Genomic DNA, 21,101 nt, shown 5'->3' on the forward strand with positions numbered 1-21,101 from the left:
GTGCCCGAAACCTCGGGCACCGCCCGTTCGATTCCCCTCGGAGGACGACATGAACTCCCCTGCCACCCAGGACTTCACCACCGCGTTCCGCGACGTGATGGCCGGCGTCTGCACCCCGGTCACGGTGGTGACCGCACTCGACGGTGATCGACCGCACGGCACCACCGTCAGTGCCTTCGCGTCGTTGTCGATGGCTCCTCCGATGGTGCTCGTCGCACTCGATCGTGCCTCGGATCTGTTGACGGTGGTCCGCAAGCAGCGCCGCTTCGGCATCAACATCCTCGGTCACGGTCAGGACGCCCTGGCCCTGGCCTTCGCCCGCAAGGGCACCGACAAGTTCGCCGGCATCGACTGGTCGCTGTCGTCCGACGTGCCTCGAATCCAAGGCGTCCCCGGCTGGGTGGCCTGCACCGTGGCGGATCTCGTCGACGGCGGTGACCACGTAGTGGTCCTCGGACACGTCGAGGACGCCGACTGTACGGACAACCCGCCGCTCACCTACCACCGGCGCGCCTTCGGAACATACAGCGCAGGACAGGAGTAGTCGCCATGCCTCACACACCCGCACAGCAGGTCGAGCTCGCCGTCGAGACCCTCGCCGCCGGCGGCATGGTCGTCGTCGTGGACGACGACGATCGTGAGAACGAAGGCGATCTGGTCGCCGCGGCGGCCACGATGACCGCCGAACAGATGGCATTCGTCGTCCGCCACACCACCGGCATCGTGTGCGCGCCCATGACGGCCCATCGTGCCGATGTGCTCGAGCTGCCTCTGATGGTCGAACGCAACACCGATGCGCACGGCACGGCGTTCACCATCACCGTCGATCACGTCTCGACCGGTACCGGGGTCAGCGCCGAGGACCGAGCGGCGACCGTGCGGGCGCTCGCCGCCGACACCACCGAGTCCCCGGACCTGCGCCGACCGGGTCACATCTTCCCGCTGCGCGCCCGCGAGGGTGGGGTCCTCGCCCGGGCCGGACACACCGAGGCGACCGTCGATCTGCTGCGTCTCGCCGGCGCCGGTGATGTCGGCGTGATCGGCGAGATCGTCGCCGAGGACGGTTCGATGCGCCGGGGAGACGACCTCGTCGAGTTCGCGCGCGTCCACGATCTACCGATGCTGCACATCGCGGATCTGGTGCGGTACCGCGCCGCGACCGAACCTTTCGTCGAACTGGTCGCCGAAGCGACGATGCCCACCGAGTTCGGGCAGTTCCGGGCGGTGGCGTTCCGGTCGGTTCTCGACGGCACCGAACACCTGGCGTTGGTGATGGGTGATGTCACCGCTGCCGGACGCAGCCACGAAGGCGTGCTGGTCCGCGTGCACAGCGAGTGTCTCACCGGCGACATCCTCGGTTCGTTGCGCTGCGACTGCGGCGCTCAACTCGAACAGGCCCTCGCCGAGATCGCTCGCGAAGGATGCGGGGTGCTCGTGTACCTTCGCGGCCACGAGGGTCGCGGTATCGGTCTCGCCCACAAGATCCGTGCGTACTCACTGCAGGAACAAGGTCTCGACACCGTGGACGCCAACCGCGCGCTCGGCCTGCCCGACGATTCACGAAGCTACGGCGTCGGCGCCCGCATCCTCGCCGACCTAGGGGTTCGCCGGATGCGTCTGATTACGAACAACCCAACGAAACTCGGTGGACTCGAAGGTTATTCGATTGACATCGTCGGTCGGGTCGCACTTCCCACCGTCGCGACCGCCCACAACGTGCGGTATCTGCGGACGAAGCGGGACCGCATGGGCCACGTACTCGATCACGGCCTGCCCGACGCGATGGCCACGTGACGGGATCCGGTAGATTGTGATATTCCACAATTCAACGATGTGGAGTAACGGCCGCCACATCCTGGGAGGAGAGGGAACGATATGACACTGCTGCCGAGCGCGGGCACCGAGAGCACCACGCGGCCCGACGCCGTCGGCACTGTGCCACCCGCCTCCGCCGACCCGCCGCGAGAACGCGACGTCATCACCGCCTTCGCCGAGATAACCGGGGAGGCCATCGGGGACGCCGACCTCGAACACCTCCTGCGCTCGGTGTGTGTGAAGCTGTGCAACGTCATCGGAGTCTCCCGGTCGTCGCTCTACCTCAAACGCCCGGACGGCCGGTTCCGAGGCGCCGCCGGCCACTGTTCCGACCAGGGTGACATCACCGAGGCCGTCAAACGCCAGGAGTCCGGTATCGCGGGCGACCGGTTCAGCCGGGAAGTCATCGAGACCGCGCGCCCTGTCCTCATCGACGACGTCGCCAACGATCCGCGCCCGCACCGCCGCACCATGGAGCACTGGCGGGTGCGGGCGATGCTGGGTGTGCCGCTGGTGTTCGACGGCGAGGTCATCGGCCTGCTCTTCGTCGACGACAAGGACCGCGATCACGTCTACACCCAAGAGGACGTCGAGATCGCGGAGATGTTCGCGCAGCTCAGCGCGCTGTTCATCAGTCAGGCGATGCTCAACGTCCGGCTGCGCAGCCAGGCCTCGGAGATCGCCCGCAGCCGCAACACGCTTGCCTATCTCGCGGACGTGCACCGCAAACTCACCAACGCCGTCCTCGAAGGCGCCGACATCCACAGCGTGGTGACGCTGCTGTCGAGCTTGTCCGCCAAACCCGTAGTGCTCTACGACGAGGACTTCCGGGTCCTGGCCTGGGCGTCTCCCGCAACGCTCGGTCTCGACCGCCCGCCCGTTATCTCCCAGCAGGTGCGGAGGATGCCGTCGGTCGAGGCGGAACTGGCGGGTCTCAGCCCGGAACGTCCCTCCGCGATCGTCCCACCGACTCTGTCGGTGGGACTCGGACGACGGCACCTGATGTGCCGGCTGATCATCGAAGGGCGGCCGAACGGCTATCTCGGCATCGTCGAGGTCGGGCGTTCCCTCGAGACGGTGGACAGCCATCTGGCCGAGCACGGCGCGACGGTGCTGTCACTGCAGATCCTGTCCGAACGACGCCAGATCGAAACCCAGGGTCAAGCGCGAGACGACTATCTGTCCGACCTGCTGCGCAACACCCGCGACAAGGAGCATCTGCTGCGCCGGGGCCCCCAGTTCGGCATCGACCTCACCCACCCGCACGTGCTGGTACGTTTCGAGCTGTCCGCTGACCCGCGTACCACCGCCTCCGCGGCGCAACGGCTCGTCACCCGCCGGTTCCGGGAGGTCTTCGGCATCGACGAACCCGCCGCGGTGAAACTGCCCGGCCACGTGATCGTGCTCGTCCCGCTCCCCGACGGCGGGTCGGCGGAGGAGATGCAGACCCTCCGCGACCGGGTCGGGCGGGTGCGGGAGTCACTGCAACCCGAGCTCGCCACCGGCGCCACGGTCATCTCCGGCGTGTGCCGCGAGGTCACCGGCTTCCCGCAGGCGGCCCGCGAGATGAAAGAGGTTGCCGACATCGCGCGATCGTTCGACTGGTCCGACGGTGTCCTCGACGTCACCGAACTCGGGCTCTTCCGCGTCGTCGTCAGTTCCGGACGCGTCAAGGACGCAGTGCGCTTCGCCCACGAGTACGTCCACGCCGTGCGCGGTGCCGACGACGGTGTGCTGCTCGAGACGTGGCGGGCGTTCGTCGCCGCGGAGGGAAGGGTGCAGGGCGCCGCGCTGGCGCTCGAGGTCCACGAGAACACGGTCCGGTACCGCATGGGCAAGATCAAGGAACTCACCGGCCTGGACCCGACGAGTCTGGACGTACTGCTCGCTGCGCGCCTGGCCTTCCAGATCCTCGACTTCGCGGCCCGCTGACCAGCGCAGATCCCTGACCGGATGCCATTGTAGGAATCCACAACGAGGGTCGACGAGGTACGGTGCCACCGACGGATCCGGTCGATACGTTCTATTCATGCCGACCGACACCACACACAGCGACCTCCTCGGGGTCGACCTCACCGCCGTGCGGGACTGGATGGACGCGCAGGGCCTCGGGTCCGGTGATCTGACCGCCGCCTCGCCTATCGGGGGTGGAACGCAGAACGTCATGCTCGGCTTCGAACGTTCCGGCGTCCACTACGTCCTCCGAAGGGGACCGAAACACCTTCGGCCACATTCGAATCGGATGATGGCGAGAGAGATGACGCTGCTCCGCGCACTCGCCGGCACCACCGTGCCGCATCCCACCTTCGTCGCCGGCAGCGAGAACACCGACATTCTCGGCGCAGCCTTCTACCTGATGCACGCTGTGGACGGCTACAACGCCGCCGAGTCACTTGCCCCCGGCCACGCCGCCGATCGCGGCGCCCGCCACCGGATGGGACTGGCCATGGTGGACGCGCTCACAGAACTCGGTCGTGTCGACCCCGTGCAGATCGGGCTCAGCGACTTCGGTCGTCCCGACGGTTTCCTCGACCGCCAAGTCGCTCGCTGGAGCAGCGAACTCGAGTCCTACACGCTGCTGCCGGGCTACCCGACAGTGCTGTTGCCCGGTGTCGACCGGATCGCGTCCTGGCTCGACGACCACAAACCCCGGACCTGGACACCGGGAATCCTGCACGGCGACTATCACGTCTCCAACGTGATGTTCGATCGCATCGATCCGGTGCTCACCGCCATCGTCGACTGGGAGATGGCGACCATCGGGGATCCCCTCCTGGACCTCGGCTGGATGCTCGCCATGTGGCCGGACACGGACGGCGGATCCGACCTGCTCGAGAGCCGTCTCGCCGCGGCAGGTGGTCTCCCGTCCCGCACCGAACTGATCGACCGGTACGCGGCGAACACCGAGCGCGATCTGAGCGCAATCGACTGGTACACGGCGCTGGCCGGCTTCAAACTCGGCATCATCCTCGAAGGCACCTACGCGCGCGCCTGTTCCGGGCAGGCATCCACCGAGGTCGGTGATCGCCTGCACCGCTACGCCCTTCGACTGTTCGACCGCACTCTGCGGTTCCTCGACTGACGCTTCACCCACCGACCGGAGGTACGAAAGATGGCATGGGATTTCTCCACCGAGCACGAATTTCAGCAGAAGCTGGACTGGATGACCACCTTCGTGCGCGACGAGATCCGTCCGCTGGAAACGCTCGAACTCACCTGGCCGCAGCTGTTGAAAGCCATCGCGCCGCTGCAGCAGGAGGTCAAGTCCCAGCAACTGTGGGCCGCTCATCTCGATCCCGAACTCGGTGGCCAGGGCTATGGTCAGGTCAAACTCGGCCTGATGCACGAGATCCTCGGCTCCTCCCCGCTCGGCCCTCTCGTGTTCGGTTGCCAGGCACCGGATTCCGGCAACGCCGAAATCCTGGCCGCGGTGGGCACCGACGAGCAGAAGCGCCGCTGGCTCGACCCGTTGCTCGCCGGTGAGAAGTATTCCGCCTTCGCCCTGACCGAGCCCGACAACGCCGGCGCCGACCCGACGAACCTGCAGACCACCGCCGTGCGCGACGGCAACGAGTGGGTGCTCGACGGGCACAAGTGGTTCATCAGCAACGCCTCGACCGCCGATTTCGTCATCGTCGTCGCCGTCACCGATCCGGACGCGGAACGACACCGCCGGGCATCGCAGTTCATCGTCCCGATCGACGCTCCCGGCCTCGAGGTGGTGCGTGACATCGCGTCGATGGAGAATCCCTCACCCCGGGACAACACTTACGGTTCGCATTGCGAGGTCGTCCTGCGCGGTGTGCGCGTCGGTGACGACGCCCTGCTCGGCAATCCCGGCGACGGCTTCCTCATCTCCCAGAAACGTCTCGGCCCCGGCCGGATCCACCACTGCATGCGCTGGATCGGGCAGGCCAACCGCGCTTTCGACATGATGTGCGAGCGCGCCACCTACCGTTTCGCCCATGGCAGTGTACTGGGCGAGAAGCAGACGGTGCGCAACTGGATCGCCGACTCTGCCGCCGAGATGCAGGCCCTGCGCCTGATGACCCTACAGGCCGCCTGGGTGATCGACACGAAGGGCACGAAGGAGGCGCGCAAGGAGATCGCCATGATCAAGTACTACGGTGCGAAAATCCTGCACGACATCATCGATCGGTCGATACAGACACACGGCTCTCTCGGTTACAGCTCCGACCTGCCGCTGGACTTCATGTACCGCGCGGCCCGCGCCGCACGGTTGTACGACGGCCCCGACGAGGTACACCGCGACACCGTCGCCAAGCTGATCCTTCGCGGCTACGAGGCCCCCGCAGACCGCATCCCGTCCGAGCACGTGCCGACCCGTCGGCGCGCGGCGCAGGAGCGCTACGCCGACCTGTTCGACGAGGTCCTCGCCTCCGTCTGACGGCACTCGAGGACGGTGTGGTGTGCGATTCCTCGAGGAATGCCGCCCACCCCACCGTTCTCGTCCGCGGCTGGCGAGGTCAGTAGACGACCGCATCCGCTCCCGCCGACTCCCCCAGATACGCCTGCTCGAGCAGGTGCGGGGAGGCCGCGAGTTCGGCGGCGGGGCCGCTCGTCGTCACTTCGCCGTGCCGCAGCACCATCGCGTGGTCGGCAACCGACAGGGCCAGGTGCACGTGCTGCTCGACGAGCACGACCGCGGCGTTCCTCTCGTCGGCGAAACTGCGGACGACGGGCAGTAACGACTCGACCACGACGGGCGCGAGACCCATGCTCAGCTCGTCGACGAGCAACACCTTCGGTGCCTGCACGAAAGCCCGTCCGAGCGCGAGCATCTGTTGTTCGCCGCCGGAGAGCATGCCCGCCGCGATCGAGCGACGTTCCCCGAGTGCCGGAAAGTACTCGATCACCTCGTCGATCGTCGGGCCGTCCTTGCGCCGGGCGAGGCGCAGGTTCTCGACGACCGTGAGGGACTTGAACAGTGAGCGATCGTCGGGGACGAGCACGATGCCGGCCTTCGACGCCGCGCGTGCGTTGCCCGCCGCGACGGGTCGGCCGTCGAGTTCCATCGACCCGCCGAGCGGGGTGAGCAGCCCGGCCAGCGTCAGCAGCAGCGTGGTCTTCCCCGCCCCGTTCGGGCCGAGCAGCGCCATGACCTGCCCGGAACCGAGTTCGATGTCCACATCCCGCACACACGGGCGTCCGCGGCCGTAGCCGGCGAACAGTCCGGTGGCACTGAACTTCGTCGTCACGAGCCCGCCTCCGCTTTCGCTGTCGTCATGAGCTCGCCTGCGCTCGCTGTCGTCATGAGCTCGCCTGCGCTCGCTGTCGTCATGAGCTCGCCTGCGCCCTCCCGGGTGGCACCGAGGTAGGCCGCGACGACCGCCGGGTTACCACGGATCTCGTCGGGTGTGCCGTCGGCGATGATGCGTCCGAGGTCGAGCACCACGATGCGGTCGCACAGTTCGAGCACCAGATCCATGTCGTGGTCGACGATGAGTACGGTCACCCCGGCATTGCGTACCGCGCGCAGTTTTTCCCCGAGCCAACGGCTTTCCGAACTCGCCAGCCCGGCTGCCGGTTCGTCGAGCAACAGCATCCGGGGACGACCCGCCAGTGCGCGCGCGACCGAGACCAATTGCTTTCGGCCCTGCGACAGTTCGGCGACCGGATCGTCGGCGCACGATTCCAGGTCGAGGATCCGGAAGAGCGTGTCGATCCACGGGCCACCCGCCTTACCGGCCCGCGGACCGGCCGTGAACGTGCCGACCGCCACGTTCTCGCGCACCGACAGGTCCTCGTAGAGCGACATGTCCTGGAAGGTGCGGCCGAGCCCGAGACGGCTCCGTCGATGCGGGACGAGACCGTCGATCCGCCGACCTTCGAGGGTCACCGCCCCCGCGGCGTCCGCGAAACCACTCAGGGCGTCGATGCAGGTCGTCTTGCCGGCACCGTTGGGTCCGATGAGCCCGACGATCTCGCCCGAACGAACCTCGATCGAGAAGTCCGCCAGCGCCGTGACGGCACCGTGGGTGACGGTCAGGCCGTCCGCGGTGAGCACCACCGCGCCTTCCGGTCCGCCGGACAGCATCGTCGACAGCTCGGTCTGTGTGTCGATCGGGACGGCGACGTCGGTCTTCTCCGGGCGTCCCGACCGCGCGCGAAGGGCTGCCTGCAGCCGCGCGATCCGCTCGGCGAAGTGCCCGGCGATGCCTTCGGGGTAGCTGATCACGGTGAAGGTGAGCAGGACCCCGCCGATGATGGCGTAGTAGTCGGCAAAGCCGAGCAGCCGGTCGAGCAGGATGAACATCAATCCGCCGGTGCCGAGGACACCGGAGAGGATGCCGCCGCTGACCAGGGTGACCCCGGCGATGTAGATCATCGCGAACAACGCGATACCGCCGATCGTCGTGTACGACTCCGCGGTCACGACGGTCTGCTGATAGGCCATCAGCGATCCGCCCAGACCCGCGATGAACGCCCCGATGGCGAAGGCCAGCAGTTTGGTGCGCGACACGTCGATACCCGAGGCCGCCGCAGCGCGCTCGTCGGCGCGCACCGCCAGCATCGCCGCACCCAGCCGTCCGGTCCGCAGCTTCGCCACGGCCACCGCCACGATCACGAGCACGGCCAGGCAGAGGAATCCGAAGGCCACCCGCGGATAACCCGCGCCGGAGCCGATGGACAGGTCGATGCCGAAGAGCGTCGGTGGTTCGACCTGGGCGCCCTGCATCCCGCCGTTGAGATCGGTGTTACGGAACCACACGAACTCGAGGAAGACCGCCAGCGCGAGAGTGACCACGGTGACGGGCAATCCGCGGATCCGCAGCGCAGGCAGTCCCACGATCACGCCGATGACCGTCGCGGCCAGCGCCCCGAGGATCGGCGCGAGCGGGAACGGGATGCCCCAGTCCGTGGTCAGGCGGCTGAGGGTGAACGCGCCGACACCGGCCAGGGGCAGCTGCGCCAACGAGATCTGCCCGGCGAAACCGGTCACGACGACCTGCGACAGGCCGATGATCGCGAGGACGAGACTGACGATCACTGCGGCCCGGTAACTTCCGGAGGTCAACGTCAGCGCAAGGATCGCGACTACCACCCCGATCAGTGTCGGCAGCAGGATCCGTCGCGGCCGCGGTGCCCTGCCGAGCGACGACCTGACGATAGCCCCGCGGGTGGGCAACGGCTTGCCGCGCACCACCAGGAAGGCCAGGATCAGCACGAGCGGAACGAGTTCCGCCATCCCCGACTGGGGGAACCAGTCGACGGTCGCCTGCAGGTGGGTCATCTCGGACTGCAGCATGCCGATCGCGAACCCGGCAGCGACGGTCACACCCATCGCGGTGAAGTTCCCGACCAGCGCCGCCGCGAGCGCCGGAATCACGAACAGCGAGTACGACACCGGGACGAGCGGGACGATGGGTGCGATGAGGATGCCGCCGATGCCGGCGACCACGGTGCTCAGCGCCCAGTTGCCGAACGCGATCCGATCGGGCGACAGACCCGTGACGAGTGCGCCCTTCTCGGACTCGGCGGCCGCGCGGGTCGCGAGTCCGAACCGGGTGTACCGGAACAGGCACACGAGCACCACCGTCATCGCGATCATGAGGACCGCGAACCACAACCGGTCCTGCGGGATCCGCATCCCGGCGACGGTGAGCGCACCGTTGGGCAGGATCGGCTTGACCGAGACCGGGGTGGTGCCGACCCGCAGCGCGAGCAGCGCCTGCACGACCAGCATCACGCCGATCGACACGACCGCCTTGGCGACCGGCGGCGCGTTCCGCACCAACCGGAACACCAGGCCGTAGAGCACCACGCCGAGGACCGCGGCGATCAGCAGGGACAGTGCCAGTGCCGGCACGAATCCCCACGGACCGCCGAGGTCGACGGTGGTCGGCATCCCCGGAATCGGATTGAGCAACTCGCCCTTGCGGAGGAACCCGTAGGTGTACGCCACGTACAGGGCGATCGCGCCGGTCGCGAAGTTCACGACCCCGGAACTCCGGAAGGTCATGACCAGCGCGAGCCCGAGCGCCGCGTAGACGGCGCCGTTGCCCAATCCGAGTGCGAGGAAGACGAAGTGATCGGACATCAGTCACTCGTTCCCGGTGAGCCGGCCCGACCCGTCACTGTCCGACCTTCGGGTCGGTGGCCTTGCCGCCTTCGACGGTCGCGATGATGCCCTGGTTTGCGCACACGGCGGGCATGCCGGGCATCGCGGTGCCGTCGCAGGTGAAGGTGATGCCGTCGGCGGCGGGCATGGGCACGTCCACGGCGCTCTTGATCGCATCGTCGATCGTGGCGGCGGTCGGCTCGCCTTCGAGGTTCTCGGCCGCGCGGATCAGGCCGAGCATGGCCTGGTAGCCGGTGAACGTGAAGCCGTTGATGTCGGCATCGGGTGCGTAGCGTTCCATGACCGAGCGGTAGAGCACGGCTTCGGGTTCGTCGGAGTCGATGTCGGCCCCGAGGAAGGCCGTGGCGCCGTCGAGGGAGTCGCCGACGGCGTCGATCACAGATGGGTCGAGACACGGCTGGATGATCATCTTCGCCTGGTCGGCGCCGAGCGTCATCATCGAGCGGAGCACGGAAGTGCACATCGTCGCGTCGCCGATCACCGCGACCACGTCGACGCCGTCTGCGAGACCTGCGCTGACCTGCGGCGTCGCGTCGGGGGTGCCGGGGGTCACGGGGGCGATCTTCAGCTCCACACCGGCGGCGCCGAAGGTGCTGTCGCCGAGCGCCTGGGTGGAGGCGATGACCGCGCCGGTGTCGATGACGAAGGCCGCGACCTTCTGATAGCCCTGCTCCGCAGCGTAGTTCGCCATCGCGGCGAGCGAGCCCGGGAAACCACTGTTCAGGGCGTAGGCCGACGGGGAGGTCAGTTCCGCGGGGGTAGTGCCGGACGGCGTCATGTACGGGATGCCGGCGCCGGTGATGATCGGGACCATCGCGGCGCCGTGGCCGGAGGAGGGCACGACGACCGCCGCGACCCCCTTCTCGACCATCTGGTTCGCGCAGTCCTGGTTGGAGGCGGGATCCTCCTTGGCGGCGCAGATCTCGAGTTCGATCGGGTGTCCCCCGATACCGCCGAGATGGGCATTGGCGTATTCGGCGGCTGCCTCGGCGGCACGGCGGTTGTCGGGCATCGAGATCGCCGGTCCGCCTTCGGGATTGATCACCCCGATCCTCACGGGTGTGCCGGTCGCCGGGTTGTCCGGGAACGCACTGCTCGGTGCTTCGGCGGACCCGGCGTCCGCGCTGTCGTCCGTGCTGCCGCACGCCGTTCCCATCACCAGCGCGGAGGTCACCAGGAGCAACCCCAGACGCATTCTCTTGACGGATTCCCTGCGGGTCGAACCGAACATCTGAGACACGGGGCCACTCCTCGTTTCCTGACACGGGCGTTGGACGTTCCGGCTAAGTGATGCAACTCACACTGGAGTGGGCTGAGCGTAAGTTGGCTTCCCAGTTGTGTCAATAGGATTACATAGTTATCTATGTAAGAATGGTGGAGCAGTCACACCCGACGACGCGGACGCCGCTCGGGCACGCCGAATGCGCACATCTCGTCGCGCCGGTTCGGCGTGTCGCGACGAGATGTGCGCAGAATCGGACGATCAGGTTCCGCAGAAGGTCCGGAAGGACTCGGCGAACGAACGCGGTGCGGGCGAGGAGTATTCGGACCACTCGCTCCGCGCTTCGAAGGGATGCGTGACGACGTCGAGCAGCCTCGCGAACGGCTCGAGATCGCCGCCGGTCGCCGCCTTCAACGCGGCATCGACCTGATGGTTGCGCGGGATGTACAGCGGGTTGACGCGGTCCATCGCCTCCGCCCGCTCCCCCGCTGCGCGGCCGTCCCGTGCCGCTGCGGCGTGCCAGCGTTCGAGCCACGACGCCGAGCGCTCACGCGGCACGAGTCCGTCGAGGGGTGTCGGATTGCCGCGCAGTTCGTCGGCGAGGGCGCGGAAGGTCGCCGTCCAGTCGGCATTGTGCTCTTCCAGCAGCGTCAGCAGATCGTCGACCAGAGTCTGGTCGAGAGAGCCTTCCGGGAGACCGAGTTTGGCGGCCAGACCGGACCGGTAGTGGCGCTCGTAGCGGGTGTCGAAGCTGTCCAGAACGGCGGTGACCGCGGCGATTGCCGCATCCGGAGTCGAATCGACGAGTCTGAGCAGGGTTTCGGCGAAGCGCGCCAGATTCCATTTCAGGACGGCGGGCTGGTTGCCGAACGCATAGCGCCCGCTGTGGTCGATGGAACTGAACACCGCCGCCGGATCGAAGGCGTCGACGAAGGCGCACGGACCATAGTCGATGGTCTGCCCCGAGATGGTGGTGTTGTCGGTGTTCATCACCCCGTGGACGAAACCGACGAGCATCCACTGCGCCACCAGCGACGCCTGTGCCTCGACCACGGCGGCGAACAGGCCGAGGTAGCGGTTGTTCTCACCGGTCTCCGGCAGGTCGAGCAGATCCGGATAGTGTCTGGCGATCGCGTGGTCGGCGAGCGCGCGCACGACCTCGCCCTGCCGCGCCGCGAACTCGAAGGTCCCTACCCGCAGGTGGCTGGCTGCGACACGCGCCAGCACCGCGCCGGGTTCGGCGCCCTCGCGGTAGACCGGCCGACCGGTCGCCACCACCGACAACGAACGGGTGGTCGGAATGCCGAGCGCGTGCATGGCCTCGCTCACCAGATACTCGCGCAGCATCGGCCCGACGACCGCGAAGCCGTCCCCACCCCGGGAGAAGGGAGTGGGACCCGAACCCTTGAGATGCAGATCGACGCGGCCACCGTCCGCGTCGACGAGTTCACCGAGCAACAACGCCCGACCGTCGCCGAGCAGCGGAGCGTATCCGCCGAACTGGTGCCCGGCATAGGCCATCGCGACCGGCTTGGCACCCGCCGGCACCTCCGCGCCGGCCAGGACGGCGACGCCGTCGGCGCTGCGCAACGCCGCCACGTCCAGTCCCAGCGACACCGCGAGGTCCTCGTTGAGCGCGAGCAGTTCCGGGTCGGGGGCCTCGGCGCCCTGCCACGGCACCGACAATCCGCTCAATTCGTCGGCGAAGGAACTGCCGAGACCGGATATCGTGGTGTTCGTGCCGACGGGGAAATCCGGAATCGCAGTCATCCTTCGAGGGTAACCGTGTGACACCGACGCACGCTGCGGGCGAGGGAAACGCCGGTGGAGCCCGGTCACCGGCGGCGCATCATTCCGCCCCGGACCGGGTATCCGCCCCCGTGCACACCGACCCGGACGATCCTTGCCGTCCCACCCGGCGGATCCAGGTCCGCGACGTCGCCGAGCACCTCCACGATGTCCTGCGATCCGGACCGCAGGGCGGACACGACCGCGTGATCACCGGCATCAGCGATGATTCCCGCGCGGTGCGGCCCGGCGATCTGTACGTAGCGCTACCGGGACACCACGCCCACGGCCTGGAGTTCGAAGCCGAAGCCGCCACCCACGGCGCGGTCGCGGTGCTCAGCGACCGACCGTCGCGCCTGCTGCCCACCTTCGTGGTCGATCGACCACGGGAGGTGGTCGGCCCGTTGGCGTCGTGGATTCTCGGGTATCCCTCCCACGACCTGCAGGTCCACGGCATCACCGGCACCAACGGCAAGACGAGCGCGACCTATCTCCTCGACACCGCACTCGCCGCCACCGGCGTGGTGACCGGCATGATCGGCGGGGTCGTCGTGCGCGGTCCGGCCGGCACACGACCCGCGACCCGCACCACCCCGGAGGCCTCGGTGGTGCACCGCACCCTTGCCGAGTTCCGTGACCAGGGCGTGCAGGCGGTGACGCTCGAGGTGTCCTCGCACGGAATCAGTCAGGGTCGCGTCGACGGTGTGCGTTTCCGTACCGTCGCCTTCACCAATCTCGGGCGCGACCACCTCGACTTCCACCACACGATGGAGCAGTACTTCGCCGCCAAGGCGGCACTGTTCACCGCCGACCGCACGCAGACGGCCGTGGTGAACATCGACGACGAGTACGGCCGACGTCTGGCTGCCTCCGTCGACGTGCCGCTGTGGACGCATTCGACCCGCGATCCCCGCGCCGACGTGTACGCGGACACGATCCGGTGCGATCTCCACGGCACCACCTTCACCGTGCACACACCGGCCGGGAGTGCGCCGGTGCGACTGTCGCTGCTCGGGCCGCACCAGGTGGCCAATGCGCTGACGGCGCTCACCTCGGTGGCCGCCGTCGACGGCGACGTCCTGCAGGCCGCGGCGGGTCTGGAAACCCTCGCGGGTGTGCCCGGCCGACTCGAACGCGTCGACACCGGCGAAGGCGTTCTCGCGCTCGTGGACTACATGCACAACACGTCCGGGCAACGCGAACTGCTGCCCTTCCTCCGGTCGCTCGCCCCCGAGCGGCGACTGGTCCTCGTGATCAGCGCGACCGGCGAACGCGATCCCGGCAAGCGATTTCCGCTCGGGCACACCGCCGCGACTTACGCCGACGTGGTGGTCGTGACCGACGACAGTCCCCTCTCGGAGGACCCGCGGGTGCTCAGGGATGCGGTCGCCGAAGGTGCCTTCGCAGCGCGCAGTGCCCGCGTCGTCGTCGAGGCCGACCGACGTCGCGCGTTCGACATCGCCGTCGCCCACACCGGCCCCGGAGACGTCGTCGTCGTGGCCGGGCGCGGATGCGAGCCCCGGCTGGTCTCCGGGGACATGGTGCAGGTATTCGACGACCGGGACGAACTGCGCCGCGCACTGCGCCGCGCGCAACACAGGCCCGTCTCGCGCGTCCCCCGCCCCTGAGTGATCCGCTCGGTGACCACGGTTGCAGCCACATGTAGCCGCCGGTATCCCGATTGGGATCACCCGGCAATGGCGGCCCGCAACTCTTCCGCCAGGTCGGGAGTGGACGCGACGATCCCGCTCCACCGTTTCGTCAGGTCCGTATCGAACTCGACGGGCCGATCGTAGGCGTCGATCACCGCACCACCGGACGCCTCGACGAGAACCACGGCCGCGGCGATGTCCATGAGGCGATGCGTGTCGCTGCCGGCGTCGACGAAGGCATCCGACGCACCCGTCGCCACGAACACCGATTCCAGGGTGCTGCAGCTGAGGATGCGGATGCGGGTCGCGGCCGATGCGACCCGCCACCAGGCGTCGCGGTTGCGTTCGTGCGGACGCAGCATCGACACCGCCGCCCTGTCGAGCGACGTGCAGCCGCTCGTCCGGTACTCCGATGCCGTGCGCGACGCCCACCATCGTTCGTCGGTGTGCAGCCACGACGTCATCGCCTCGGTGAACTCCCCGTCGACGACGACCGCTGCACTGAAGCAGGCCAGCGGGATGCCCGCTGCGGCGTTCGCGGATCCGTCCACGGGGTCGACGACCAGCGTGATCGCCGAACCCACGTCGACGAAGCCGCGCTCCTCCGACAGGATGTTCGCGCCCGCAGCGGTGGCGGCACCGATGATCGCGTCCTCCACCAGCACGTCGACGAACATGGTGTCGGTGCCGTCGGCACCCACCATGGCCACCGAACGAAGCTTCTCCCGCGAGTAGGTACGCACCGCGTCGCGGTAGGCAGCGGTTGCGGCGTCGGCGGTGGCGGTGAGGATGCCGGTGGCAGCGGTCCGGGCCGCTTCGATAATGGTCACGTGAAACTCCGGGTCGTAGTTGTGGGGGTTACGAAATGACGCGGCGCACCCATATCGCGAGCCCTTCGACCGCCATGACGACCACGAAGATCATCACCACGACCATGGTCACGACGTCGAACTGCATCACCCGCGCGGCATTCATGAGATAGAAGCCGATACCGCCCGCGCCGACGACGCCGAGAAGCGTTGCGGCGCGGATGTTGCTGTCGAGCTGATAGAAGATGTGCGCGATGATCGCGGGGCCCGACTGGCGGACCGTCGCACCGATGAGCACCTGCATCCGGGTGGCGCCACCGGCCAGTACCGCCTGCTGAACGCGCACGTCGGTTTCCTCCACCGAGTCGGCGATCAGTTTGGACAGCAGTCCGATGGCACCGACGGACAAGGCGATCGCGCCGGCGGTGGCACCGAGACCGGTGACGACGATGACGATGATCGCGAAGATCAGGTCGGGGATGCCGCGGACCGCGACGATGAAGATGCGGAAGCCTTTGGCGATGCCCGGCGTCGGTGCGACGTTGCGGGCGGCGAGCAGGCCGACGGGGACCGCGACCACCAGACCGATGAACGTTGCGGCCAGAGCGATCTGGACGGTGACGAGCAGCTGCTCCCACAGTTCCGACCCGATGCCGCCGGTACCGGGCGGGAAGAACAGCGACAGGGTGTTGAACATGGAGCCGAAACCGTCGGCCATGCGCGACAGGTCGATCTGCGCACCCCACGTCGCGAACACGAGCGCGAGTGCGAAGAGCACCACGTAGATCGTGCGGCGGATACGTTCGCCGGTCCACGGCGGGCTGACCCGGTAGTTTCCGTCGGCGGTGCGGGCGGCGGCCGTGCGTGCCCGGGCCTCGGAAGTGGCTGCGGCGCCGCGGTCGAGCCAGCCGTTCTGCGCGGTGGCGACCTTCTCGCGCATCCGCGTCCAGATGGTGCGGTGTGCCGGTGCCTGATCGCCGAGCACCATCTTCCGCAGCGCTCCGGAGATGAGTTCGACGACGATGCACAGTGCGACGACGAACAGCGCCAGCGCCATGCCGCGCTGATAGTTCATGGTGCGCAACGCACCCGACAGTTCGAGGCCGATGCCGCTGACGCCGACGTATCCGAGGATGACCGACGCGCGCAGGTTGATGTCGAAACGGTGCAGGGCGGTGGCGACGAAGGCCGGCATGGCCTGCGGGAACACTCCACCCACGATCTGCTGCCACCACGACGCACCGGCCGCACGCAGTGCATCGCGGGGCCCGGGATCGGTGTCCTCGATCGCATCCGCATAGAGCTTGCCGACCATACCGATCGAGTGCAGGCCGAGCGCGAGAATGCCGGCGACCGCTCCGAGTCCGAACAACCGCAGGAACAGGATCGCCAGCACGAGTTCGGGAATGGTGCGGGTGACGACGATGATCGCACGGGCACCCCAGCGCAGCGACGTGCCGGGGGTGGTGTTGTGGGCCGCAGCGAGGGCCACGAACATACTGAGTATCACCGACAGCACCGTCGCGAGGAGCACGATGCCGAGGGTCTGTGCCGTCATCGTGACGAGTTCGCCGATCGGCGGGAAGTCGAGCGGGAAGATGCGCCCGATGAAACTCACCGCATTGTCGGCACTGTCGATGATCGTGGCCACATTGATCTTCAGGTCCGCCACCGCCCACAGGGACGCGGCGAACAGGCCGAACAGGATGACGTTCACGCTCACCGTCTGCCACGTCGGGCGTGGCAGCGTCGAGCGCGGTGGGTTGGTCAGAAGAGTCATGGAGACGCTACACCGGCTGTCCGACGGAGACCGGTTCGACGGCCGAGTAGATCGACATCGTCTCGTTCTTGTCGATCTGCGACACCGGCTTGTCGAGAACGAGTGTGCCGCCACGCAATCCGACGAACCGATGTCCCCACGACAACGCGAGGTCGACCTGGTGCAGACTGCACACCACGGTCAACGAATCCTCCGACGCAATCCGGGAGATCAAGGCCATCACCTGAGCCGAGGATTCCGGATCGAGGGAGGCGACCGGTTCGTCGGCGAGCAGGATGCGCGGCTTCTGGATGAGTGCGCGGGCCACGGCGACTCGCTGCTGCTGGCCCCCGGAGAGGGTGTCGGCGCGCTGGAACGGACGGTCGGCGAGGCCCACACGGTCGAGTTGTTCCATCGCGGCGAGCCGCACCGACTTCGGATAGCTCATCAGCCCGAAGCGCGGGCCGCGCAGCGACCCGAGGGCGCCGGTGCATACGTTCTCGAGCACCGTCATGTTCCCGACGAGATGGAACTGCTGGAAGACGAAACCGACCTTGCGGCGCAACGCCCGAAGTTCTCGTCCGCGGGCGGTGCCGACGTCCTGGCCGAGGACCTGCACCGTGCCCGAGGTGGGCAGGTGCAGGCCGTCGAGCAGACGCAGCAGGGTGGATTTTCCGGAGCCCGACAGGCCCAGGAGCGCGACAACTTCACCCGGGTACACCTCGAGCGACACGTCGTCGAGCGCCCGCAGATCGGGACCGAACTGTTTCGTGACGCCGCTGAGCGAGATGGTGGGCCGGAGGATCTTGTCGATGGATGCGCCGAGGCGCGAATGATCGGAGTCGGTCATGTCGGGCTCCAAGAGGGTCGGGGTTCGTGGGGTCAGCTCGCGCAGGACGGCGACTGGGTGATCTCGCAGACCTTGCGGACGCCGTCGTAGACGTCGTCGGTCACCGGGATGTATCCGTACTCGGCGCTCTCCGGCAGTTCGCACTCCTCCGCGGTGCTGCAGTAGCCGGCCTCGACGAGCGCCGGACGGTTGAGCTTGTTCTGGAAGATGTCGCTGAGCTGGTCGACGAGGTCCTGCGGCAGAGTGCTCAGCACCGCGGTCGGGCTGGACGCGATGGTCTCGGATTCCCAGACGACGTCGAGGTCACCTTCGGCGAGATCGCCCTTCTTCACGAGGGTCTCGGTGACCATCGTGTCGAACGCGAAGCCCGCGTCGCACTGGCCGCTCTTCACGGCGAGCGCCGACGCGTCGTGACCGCCGGCGAAGACCGGGGTGACGTCGTTCTCCGGGTCGATTCCGGCCTCGATGAGACCGGCCGAGGGATACAGGTAGCCGGATGTGGAGGTGGGGTCGACGAAGCACACCGTCTTGCCACGGAAGTCTTCGAGCGAGCGGATGTCGGAACCGGCAGGCACGATCGCGTACGACTGGTAGCCGGGCTTCTCGTCGGGGGCATCGGCGAAGCTCGCGAGAGGCTGCACGGGCACACCGCTGTCCCGTGCCGTGACGTAGGAGAACGGGCCGTAGTGGCCGATGTGCACCTTTCCTGCGCGCTGCGCCTCGATGACAGCGGCGTAGTCGGTGGCATTCTGGAATTCGGTCTCGAGGCCGGTCTCGTCCTCGATGACCTTCTGCACCAGCGCGAACTGCTGCTGGAGACTGGAGCTCTCCTCGCTGGGAATGGCGGCGATCACCAGGGTGTCGGGGGCGCCGTCACCGGCGGACGTGCCGCCGGCGGAGTTGTCCTCGTCGGCGCTCGACCCGCAGGCGGAGAGGGCGAGCGTCGCGGCGGCGGCCACGGCGGCAGCCGTCAGGGAACGTGATGAACGAATACGCATGGGAAGAACTCCTTGTCGGGGCGTCGCGTTCAGACTGTCTGCATGGTGTATCCGGGTATCGAACTGGAGATGAACCGTTCATCTCGCCCGAGCGACGATCCGTACGCCTTGTGCGGTAATTCGGATCACACCGCGCGCAGCACGGCGCGGGTGACGGGATGGCCGTGCTCGACGGCGACGAGCACCAGATCAGCGCGCTGACCTGCGGCGAGAGCCCCTCGGTCGGCGAGCCCCACGGCCGTGGCAGGGCCACTGGTGACCAGCGCGACGGCGGCCGGAAGGCCCATCCCCCGCTCGGCGAGGACGAACGCTGCACCCAGCAGCGACGACGGAAGGTAATCCGACGCCAGCGCGGTCACCAGACCCAGGTCGGCCAGCTCACCGGCGGACACGTTGCCGGAATGCGACTTCCCGCGCAGCACGTTCGGTCCGCCCATGACCACCGACATCCCGCGATCCCGCGCCTCTCGCGCCGCCTCCACCGTCGTGGGGAACTCGGCGACGTTGCCGCCGCGCGCAGCGAGGTCGGCGATCTCCAAGGCCGACTCGGGGTCGTGCCCGAAGATGCGGACGAGCCCGGTACGGGACTGCTCGGCGAGCCAGCCCATCGTCGTGTCGCGGATGCCGGCGTTGGCTTCGCGTTCGGCTGCCAGTTCGTCGACGTAGGCGCGGGCGGCCTCCGCGGAGATGCCGCGAACACCTGCGATGTGGTTCTCGTAGTAGGCGCGGTCCGCGTACTGCCCGATGCCGGGGGTGTGGTCCTCGTGCGAGATCACCGCGGGCGTTTCGGTGGTGACCGCACCGGTGGCGACGAGCCGCTCGAATTCGGCACGCATGGCCTCGAACCCGGCCTCCGACCGGACGTCCAGGCGGTGCAGCACCCGGTGGTCGACGAGCCCGCAGTCGGTCTCGCGCAGCGACCACTGCTCGATGGACTCGCACATGCGTTGCGCGACGTGCACGCTGCGGCCCGACGTCGCGGTGGCCCGGTCGGAGAACGACGCGCCGTGGAAGACCGTGGTCACGCCGGCGGCGCGGACCTTGCCCTCGAACGACATGAGCGCGAACGACCAGGGCAGTTCGACGCCGGGTCGCGGCATCCGTTCCTTCTCGAGGCCGTCGGAGTGCACGTCGACGAGCCCGGGCAGGCACAGCAGTCCCCCGCCGTCGACGTCGGCGCGGACATCGGGCACCGACGGGCCGACCTCGGCGATACGACCGTCGCGCACCACGATGCGGGCGTCGTCGAGGACCCGGTCCGGCAGCACGGCCCGCACGTGCCCGATCACGTAGTTCTGCGGTGCGCGCTGCAACGTCCAGGGCAGTGCGTCGGTGGTCTCGGGGGCGAGTTCGATTCCGGTCATGCTGCGTGTGCTCCCAATACGTCGGCGGGGGGACCGATTTCGGCGATGTCGCCGTCCGCGAACCGGACGACACGGGTGGCGAGGCGGTGCATGGCGTCGAGGTCGTGGAAGACCGCGAGAACGGCGACGCCGGAGGCGGACAGCGAGGCGATCAGGTCGAGGGCGCGCTCCCGGTTGACGGGGTCGAGCGCCGAGACCGGTTCGTCGAGCAGCAGCAGGCGCGGCGGGTGCACGGTGCCCGCGGCGATGTTCACACGCTGACGTTCACCGCCCGACAGGACGCTGCAGTCGACGTCCCACAGTGCCTCGTCGAGGGCCAGGCGCTTCAGCGACTCCGCGGCGGCGTCGCGGGCCTCGGTGCGGCTCATCCCGCGGCGACGAGCGGCGGATGCCACCACCTCGAGCGGTGCGGTGCGCGGCGGCGCCGACAGGAACTGGGAGACGTAACCGAGTTCGCGGCCGCGGAGGCGGGCCATCTCCCGGTCGGGCAGGTCGGTGAGTTCGACCGGGCCGTCGTCGGTGTGCAGCACGACGGATCCGGAGTCGGGCAGGTAGCTGCGGTGCACGCAGCGCAGGAAGCTGGACTTTCCTGCACCGGACGGCCCGGCGAGCGCCACGTGCTCGCCGGCGGCCACGTCGAGGTCGACGCCGTGCAGCGACGTCACCTTCCGTCCGTCGATGGTGTGGAGGGTGAACGACTTTCGCAGGTCGCGCACGGTCAGAACAGGTGTGGTCTGCAT

General features: G+C 68.2%; 16 protein-coding genes. 6 read left to right on the forward strand and 10 right to left on the reverse strand.

The genetic code is table 11. The features are described from left to right. Positions 1–49 precede the first annotated feature (49 nt). The 5 genes from ACWPOC_RS12735 to ACWPOC_RS12755 all read left to right on the forward strand — a co-directional run bounded on the left by ACWPOC_RS12735 (position 50) and on the right by ACWPOC_RS12755 (position 6,223). A complete protein-coding gene (locus tag ACWPOC_RS12735) occupies positions 50–544 on the forward strand; it encodes a flavin reductase family protein (RefSeq protein WP_455408771.1) in 495 nt (164 codons plus the stop codon). 5 nt (positions 545–549) lie between these two features. Next, positions 550–1,794, forward strand: a complete 1,245-nt coding sequence (locus tag ACWPOC_RS12740) for a bifunctional 3,4-dihydroxy-2-butanone-4-phosphate synthase/GTP cyclohydrolase II (RefSeq protein ID WP_455408772.1) — start codon at positions 550–552, stop codon at positions 1,792–1,794. 81 nt (positions 1,795–1,875) lie between these two features. After that, complete coding sequence (locus ACWPOC_RS12745) at positions 1,876–3,747, forward strand: GAF domain-containing protein (protein WP_120282551.1); 1,872 nt, start codon at positions 1,876–1,878, stop codon at positions 3,745–3,747. 97 nt (positions 3,748–3,844) lie between these two features. Next, on the forward strand, positions 3,845–4,897 hold the full coding sequence (locus ACWPOC_RS12750) for a phosphotransferase family protein (RefSeq protein WP_120282550.1): 1,053 nt from the start codon (positions 3,845–3,847) through the stop codon (positions 4,895–4,897). 30 nt (positions 4,898–4,927) lie between these two features. Then, a complete protein-coding gene (locus ACWPOC_RS12755; protein ID WP_268655689.1) occupies positions 4,928–6,223 on the forward strand; it encodes an acyl-CoA dehydrogenase family protein in 1,296 nt (431 codons plus the stop codon). 79 nt (positions 6,224–6,302) lie between these two features. Here ACWPOC_RS12755 and ACWPOC_RS12760 read toward each other — a convergent pair whose 3' ends face one another. The 4 genes from ACWPOC_RS12760 to ACWPOC_RS12775 form a co-directional block, all read right to left on the reverse strand. After that, a complete protein-coding gene (locus ACWPOC_RS12760; protein ID WP_120282548.1) occupies positions 6,303–7,034 on the reverse strand; it encodes an ATP-binding cassette domain-containing protein in 732 nt (243 codons plus the stop codon). Continuing rightward, positions 7,031–9,877 (reverse strand): ABC transporter permease subunit, encoded by a 2,847-nt coding sequence (locus ACWPOC_RS12765; protein WP_455408773.1) that lies wholly within the window; start codon positions 9,875–9,877, stop codon positions 7,031–7,033. The genes ACWPOC_RS12760 and ACWPOC_RS12765 overlap by 4 nt, the downstream gene beginning before the upstream one ends. Before the next feature lie 34 nt (positions 9,878–9,911). Continuing rightward, complete coding sequence (locus ACWPOC_RS12770) at positions 9,912–11,150, reverse strand: ABC transporter substrate-binding protein (protein WP_229580630.1); 1,239 nt, start codon at positions 11,148–11,150, stop codon at positions 9,912–9,914. 252 nt (positions 11,151–11,402) lie between these two features. Next, positions 11,403–12,911, reverse strand: coding sequence for a protein adenylyltransferase SelO (locus tag ACWPOC_RS12775; RefSeq protein WP_085468167.1), 1,509 nt, complete (start codon positions 12,909–12,911; stop codon positions 11,403–11,405). 17 nt (positions 12,912–12,928) lie between these two features. On the opposite strand from ACWPOC_RS12775, the gene ACWPOC_RS12780 reads away from it, so the two are divergent. Then, entirely contained in the window at positions 12,929–14,557 is a 1,629-nt protein-coding gene (locus tag ACWPOC_RS12780; protein ID WP_229580602.1) for a Mur ligase family protein, read from the forward strand. 59 nt (positions 14,558–14,616) lie between these two features. Here ACWPOC_RS12780 and ACWPOC_RS12785 read toward each other — a convergent pair whose 3' ends face one another. From ACWPOC_RS12785 to ACWPOC_RS12810, 6 genes are all read right to left on the reverse strand, one after another. Then, on the reverse strand, positions 14,617–15,411 hold the full coding sequence (locus ACWPOC_RS12785) for an inositol monophosphatase family protein (protein WP_120282546.1): 795 nt from the start codon (positions 15,409–15,411) through the stop codon (positions 14,617–14,619). 28 nt (positions 15,412–15,439) lie between these two features. Further along, a complete protein-coding gene (phnE, locus tag ACWPOC_RS12790) occupies positions 15,440–17,170 on the reverse strand; it encodes a phosphonate ABC transporter, permease protein PhnE (protein WP_283478869.1) in 1,731 nt (576 codons plus the stop codon). A 7-nt stretch (positions 17,171–17,177) separates the two neighbouring features. Beyond that, positions 17,178–17,999, reverse strand: a complete 822-nt coding sequence (gene phnC, locus ACWPOC_RS12795; protein WP_085468163.1) for a phosphonate ABC transporter ATP-binding protein — start codon at positions 17,997–17,999, stop codon at positions 17,178–17,180. Between the two features lie 32 nt (positions 18,000–18,031). Continuing rightward, on the reverse strand, positions 18,032–18,997 hold the full coding sequence (locus tag ACWPOC_RS12800) for a phosphate/phosphite/phosphonate ABC transporter substrate-binding protein (RefSeq protein ID WP_085468162.1): 966 nt from the start codon (positions 18,995–18,997) through the stop codon (positions 18,032–18,034). A gap of 125 nt (positions 18,998–19,122) precedes the next feature. Next, on the reverse strand, positions 19,123–20,361 hold the full coding sequence (locus tag ACWPOC_RS12805) for an alpha-D-ribose 1-methylphosphonate 5-triphosphate diphosphatase (protein WP_085468161.1): 1,239 nt from the start codon (positions 20,359–20,361) through the stop codon (positions 19,123–19,125). Further along, positions 20,358–21,101, reverse strand: a complete 744-nt coding sequence (locus ACWPOC_RS12810) for a phosphonate C-P lyase system protein PhnL (protein WP_455408774.1) — start codon at positions 21,099–21,101, stop codon at positions 20,358–20,360. The genes ACWPOC_RS12805 and ACWPOC_RS12810 overlap by 4 nt, the downstream gene beginning before the upstream one ends.

The organism is Rhodococcus sp. 5G237 (assembly GCF_053764735.1).

Coding starts and splice junctions, on each gene's coding strand:
- ACWPOC_RS12755 (WP_268655689.1), top strand. CDS start 4,928: ATGGCATGGGATTTCTCCACCGAGCACGAATTTCAGCAGAAGCTGGAC.
- ACWPOC_RS12735 (WP_455408771.1), top strand. CDS start 50: ATGAACTCCCCTGCCACCCAGGACTTCACCACCGCGTTCCGCGACGTG.
- phnC (WP_085468163.1), bottom strand. CDS start 17,999: ATGACCGACTCCGATCATTCGCGCCTCGGCGCATCCATCGACAAGATC.
- ACWPOC_RS12800 (WP_085468162.1), bottom strand. CDS start 18,997: ATGCGTATTCGTTCATCACGTTCCCTGACGGCTGCCGCCGTGGCCGCC.
- ACWPOC_RS12805 (WP_085468161.1), bottom strand. CDS start 20,361: ATGACCGGAATCGAACTCGCCCCCGAGACCACCGACGCACTGCCCTGG.
- ACWPOC_RS12810 (WP_455408774.1), bottom strand. CDS start 21,101: ATGCAGACCACACCTGTTCTGACCGTGCGCGACCTGCGAAAGTCGTTC.
- ACWPOC_RS12745 (WP_120282551.1), top strand. CDS start 1,876: ATGACACTGCTGCCGAGCGCGGGCACCGAGAGCACCACGCGGCCCGAC.
- ACWPOC_RS12740 (WP_455408772.1), top strand. CDS start 550: ATGCCTCACACACCCGCACAGCAGGTCGAGCTCGCCGTCGAGACCCTC.
- ACWPOC_RS12770 (WP_229580630.1), bottom strand. CDS start 11,150: ATGTTCGGTTCGACCCGCAGGGAATCCGTCAAGAGAATGCGTCTGGGG.
- ACWPOC_RS12775 (WP_085468167.1), bottom strand. CDS start 12,911: ATGACTGCGATTCCGGATTTCCCCGTCGGCACGAACACCACGATATCC.
- phnE (WP_283478869.1), bottom strand. CDS start 17,170: ATGACTCTTCTGACCAACCCACCGCGCTCGACGCTGCCACGCCCGACG.
- ACWPOC_RS12750 (WP_120282550.1), top strand. CDS start 3,845: ATGCCGACCGACACCACACACAGCGACCTCCTCGGGGTCGACCTCACC.
- ACWPOC_RS12765 (WP_455408773.1), bottom strand. CDS start 9,877: ATGTCCGATCACTTCGTCTTCCTCGCACTCGGATTGGGCAACGGCGCC.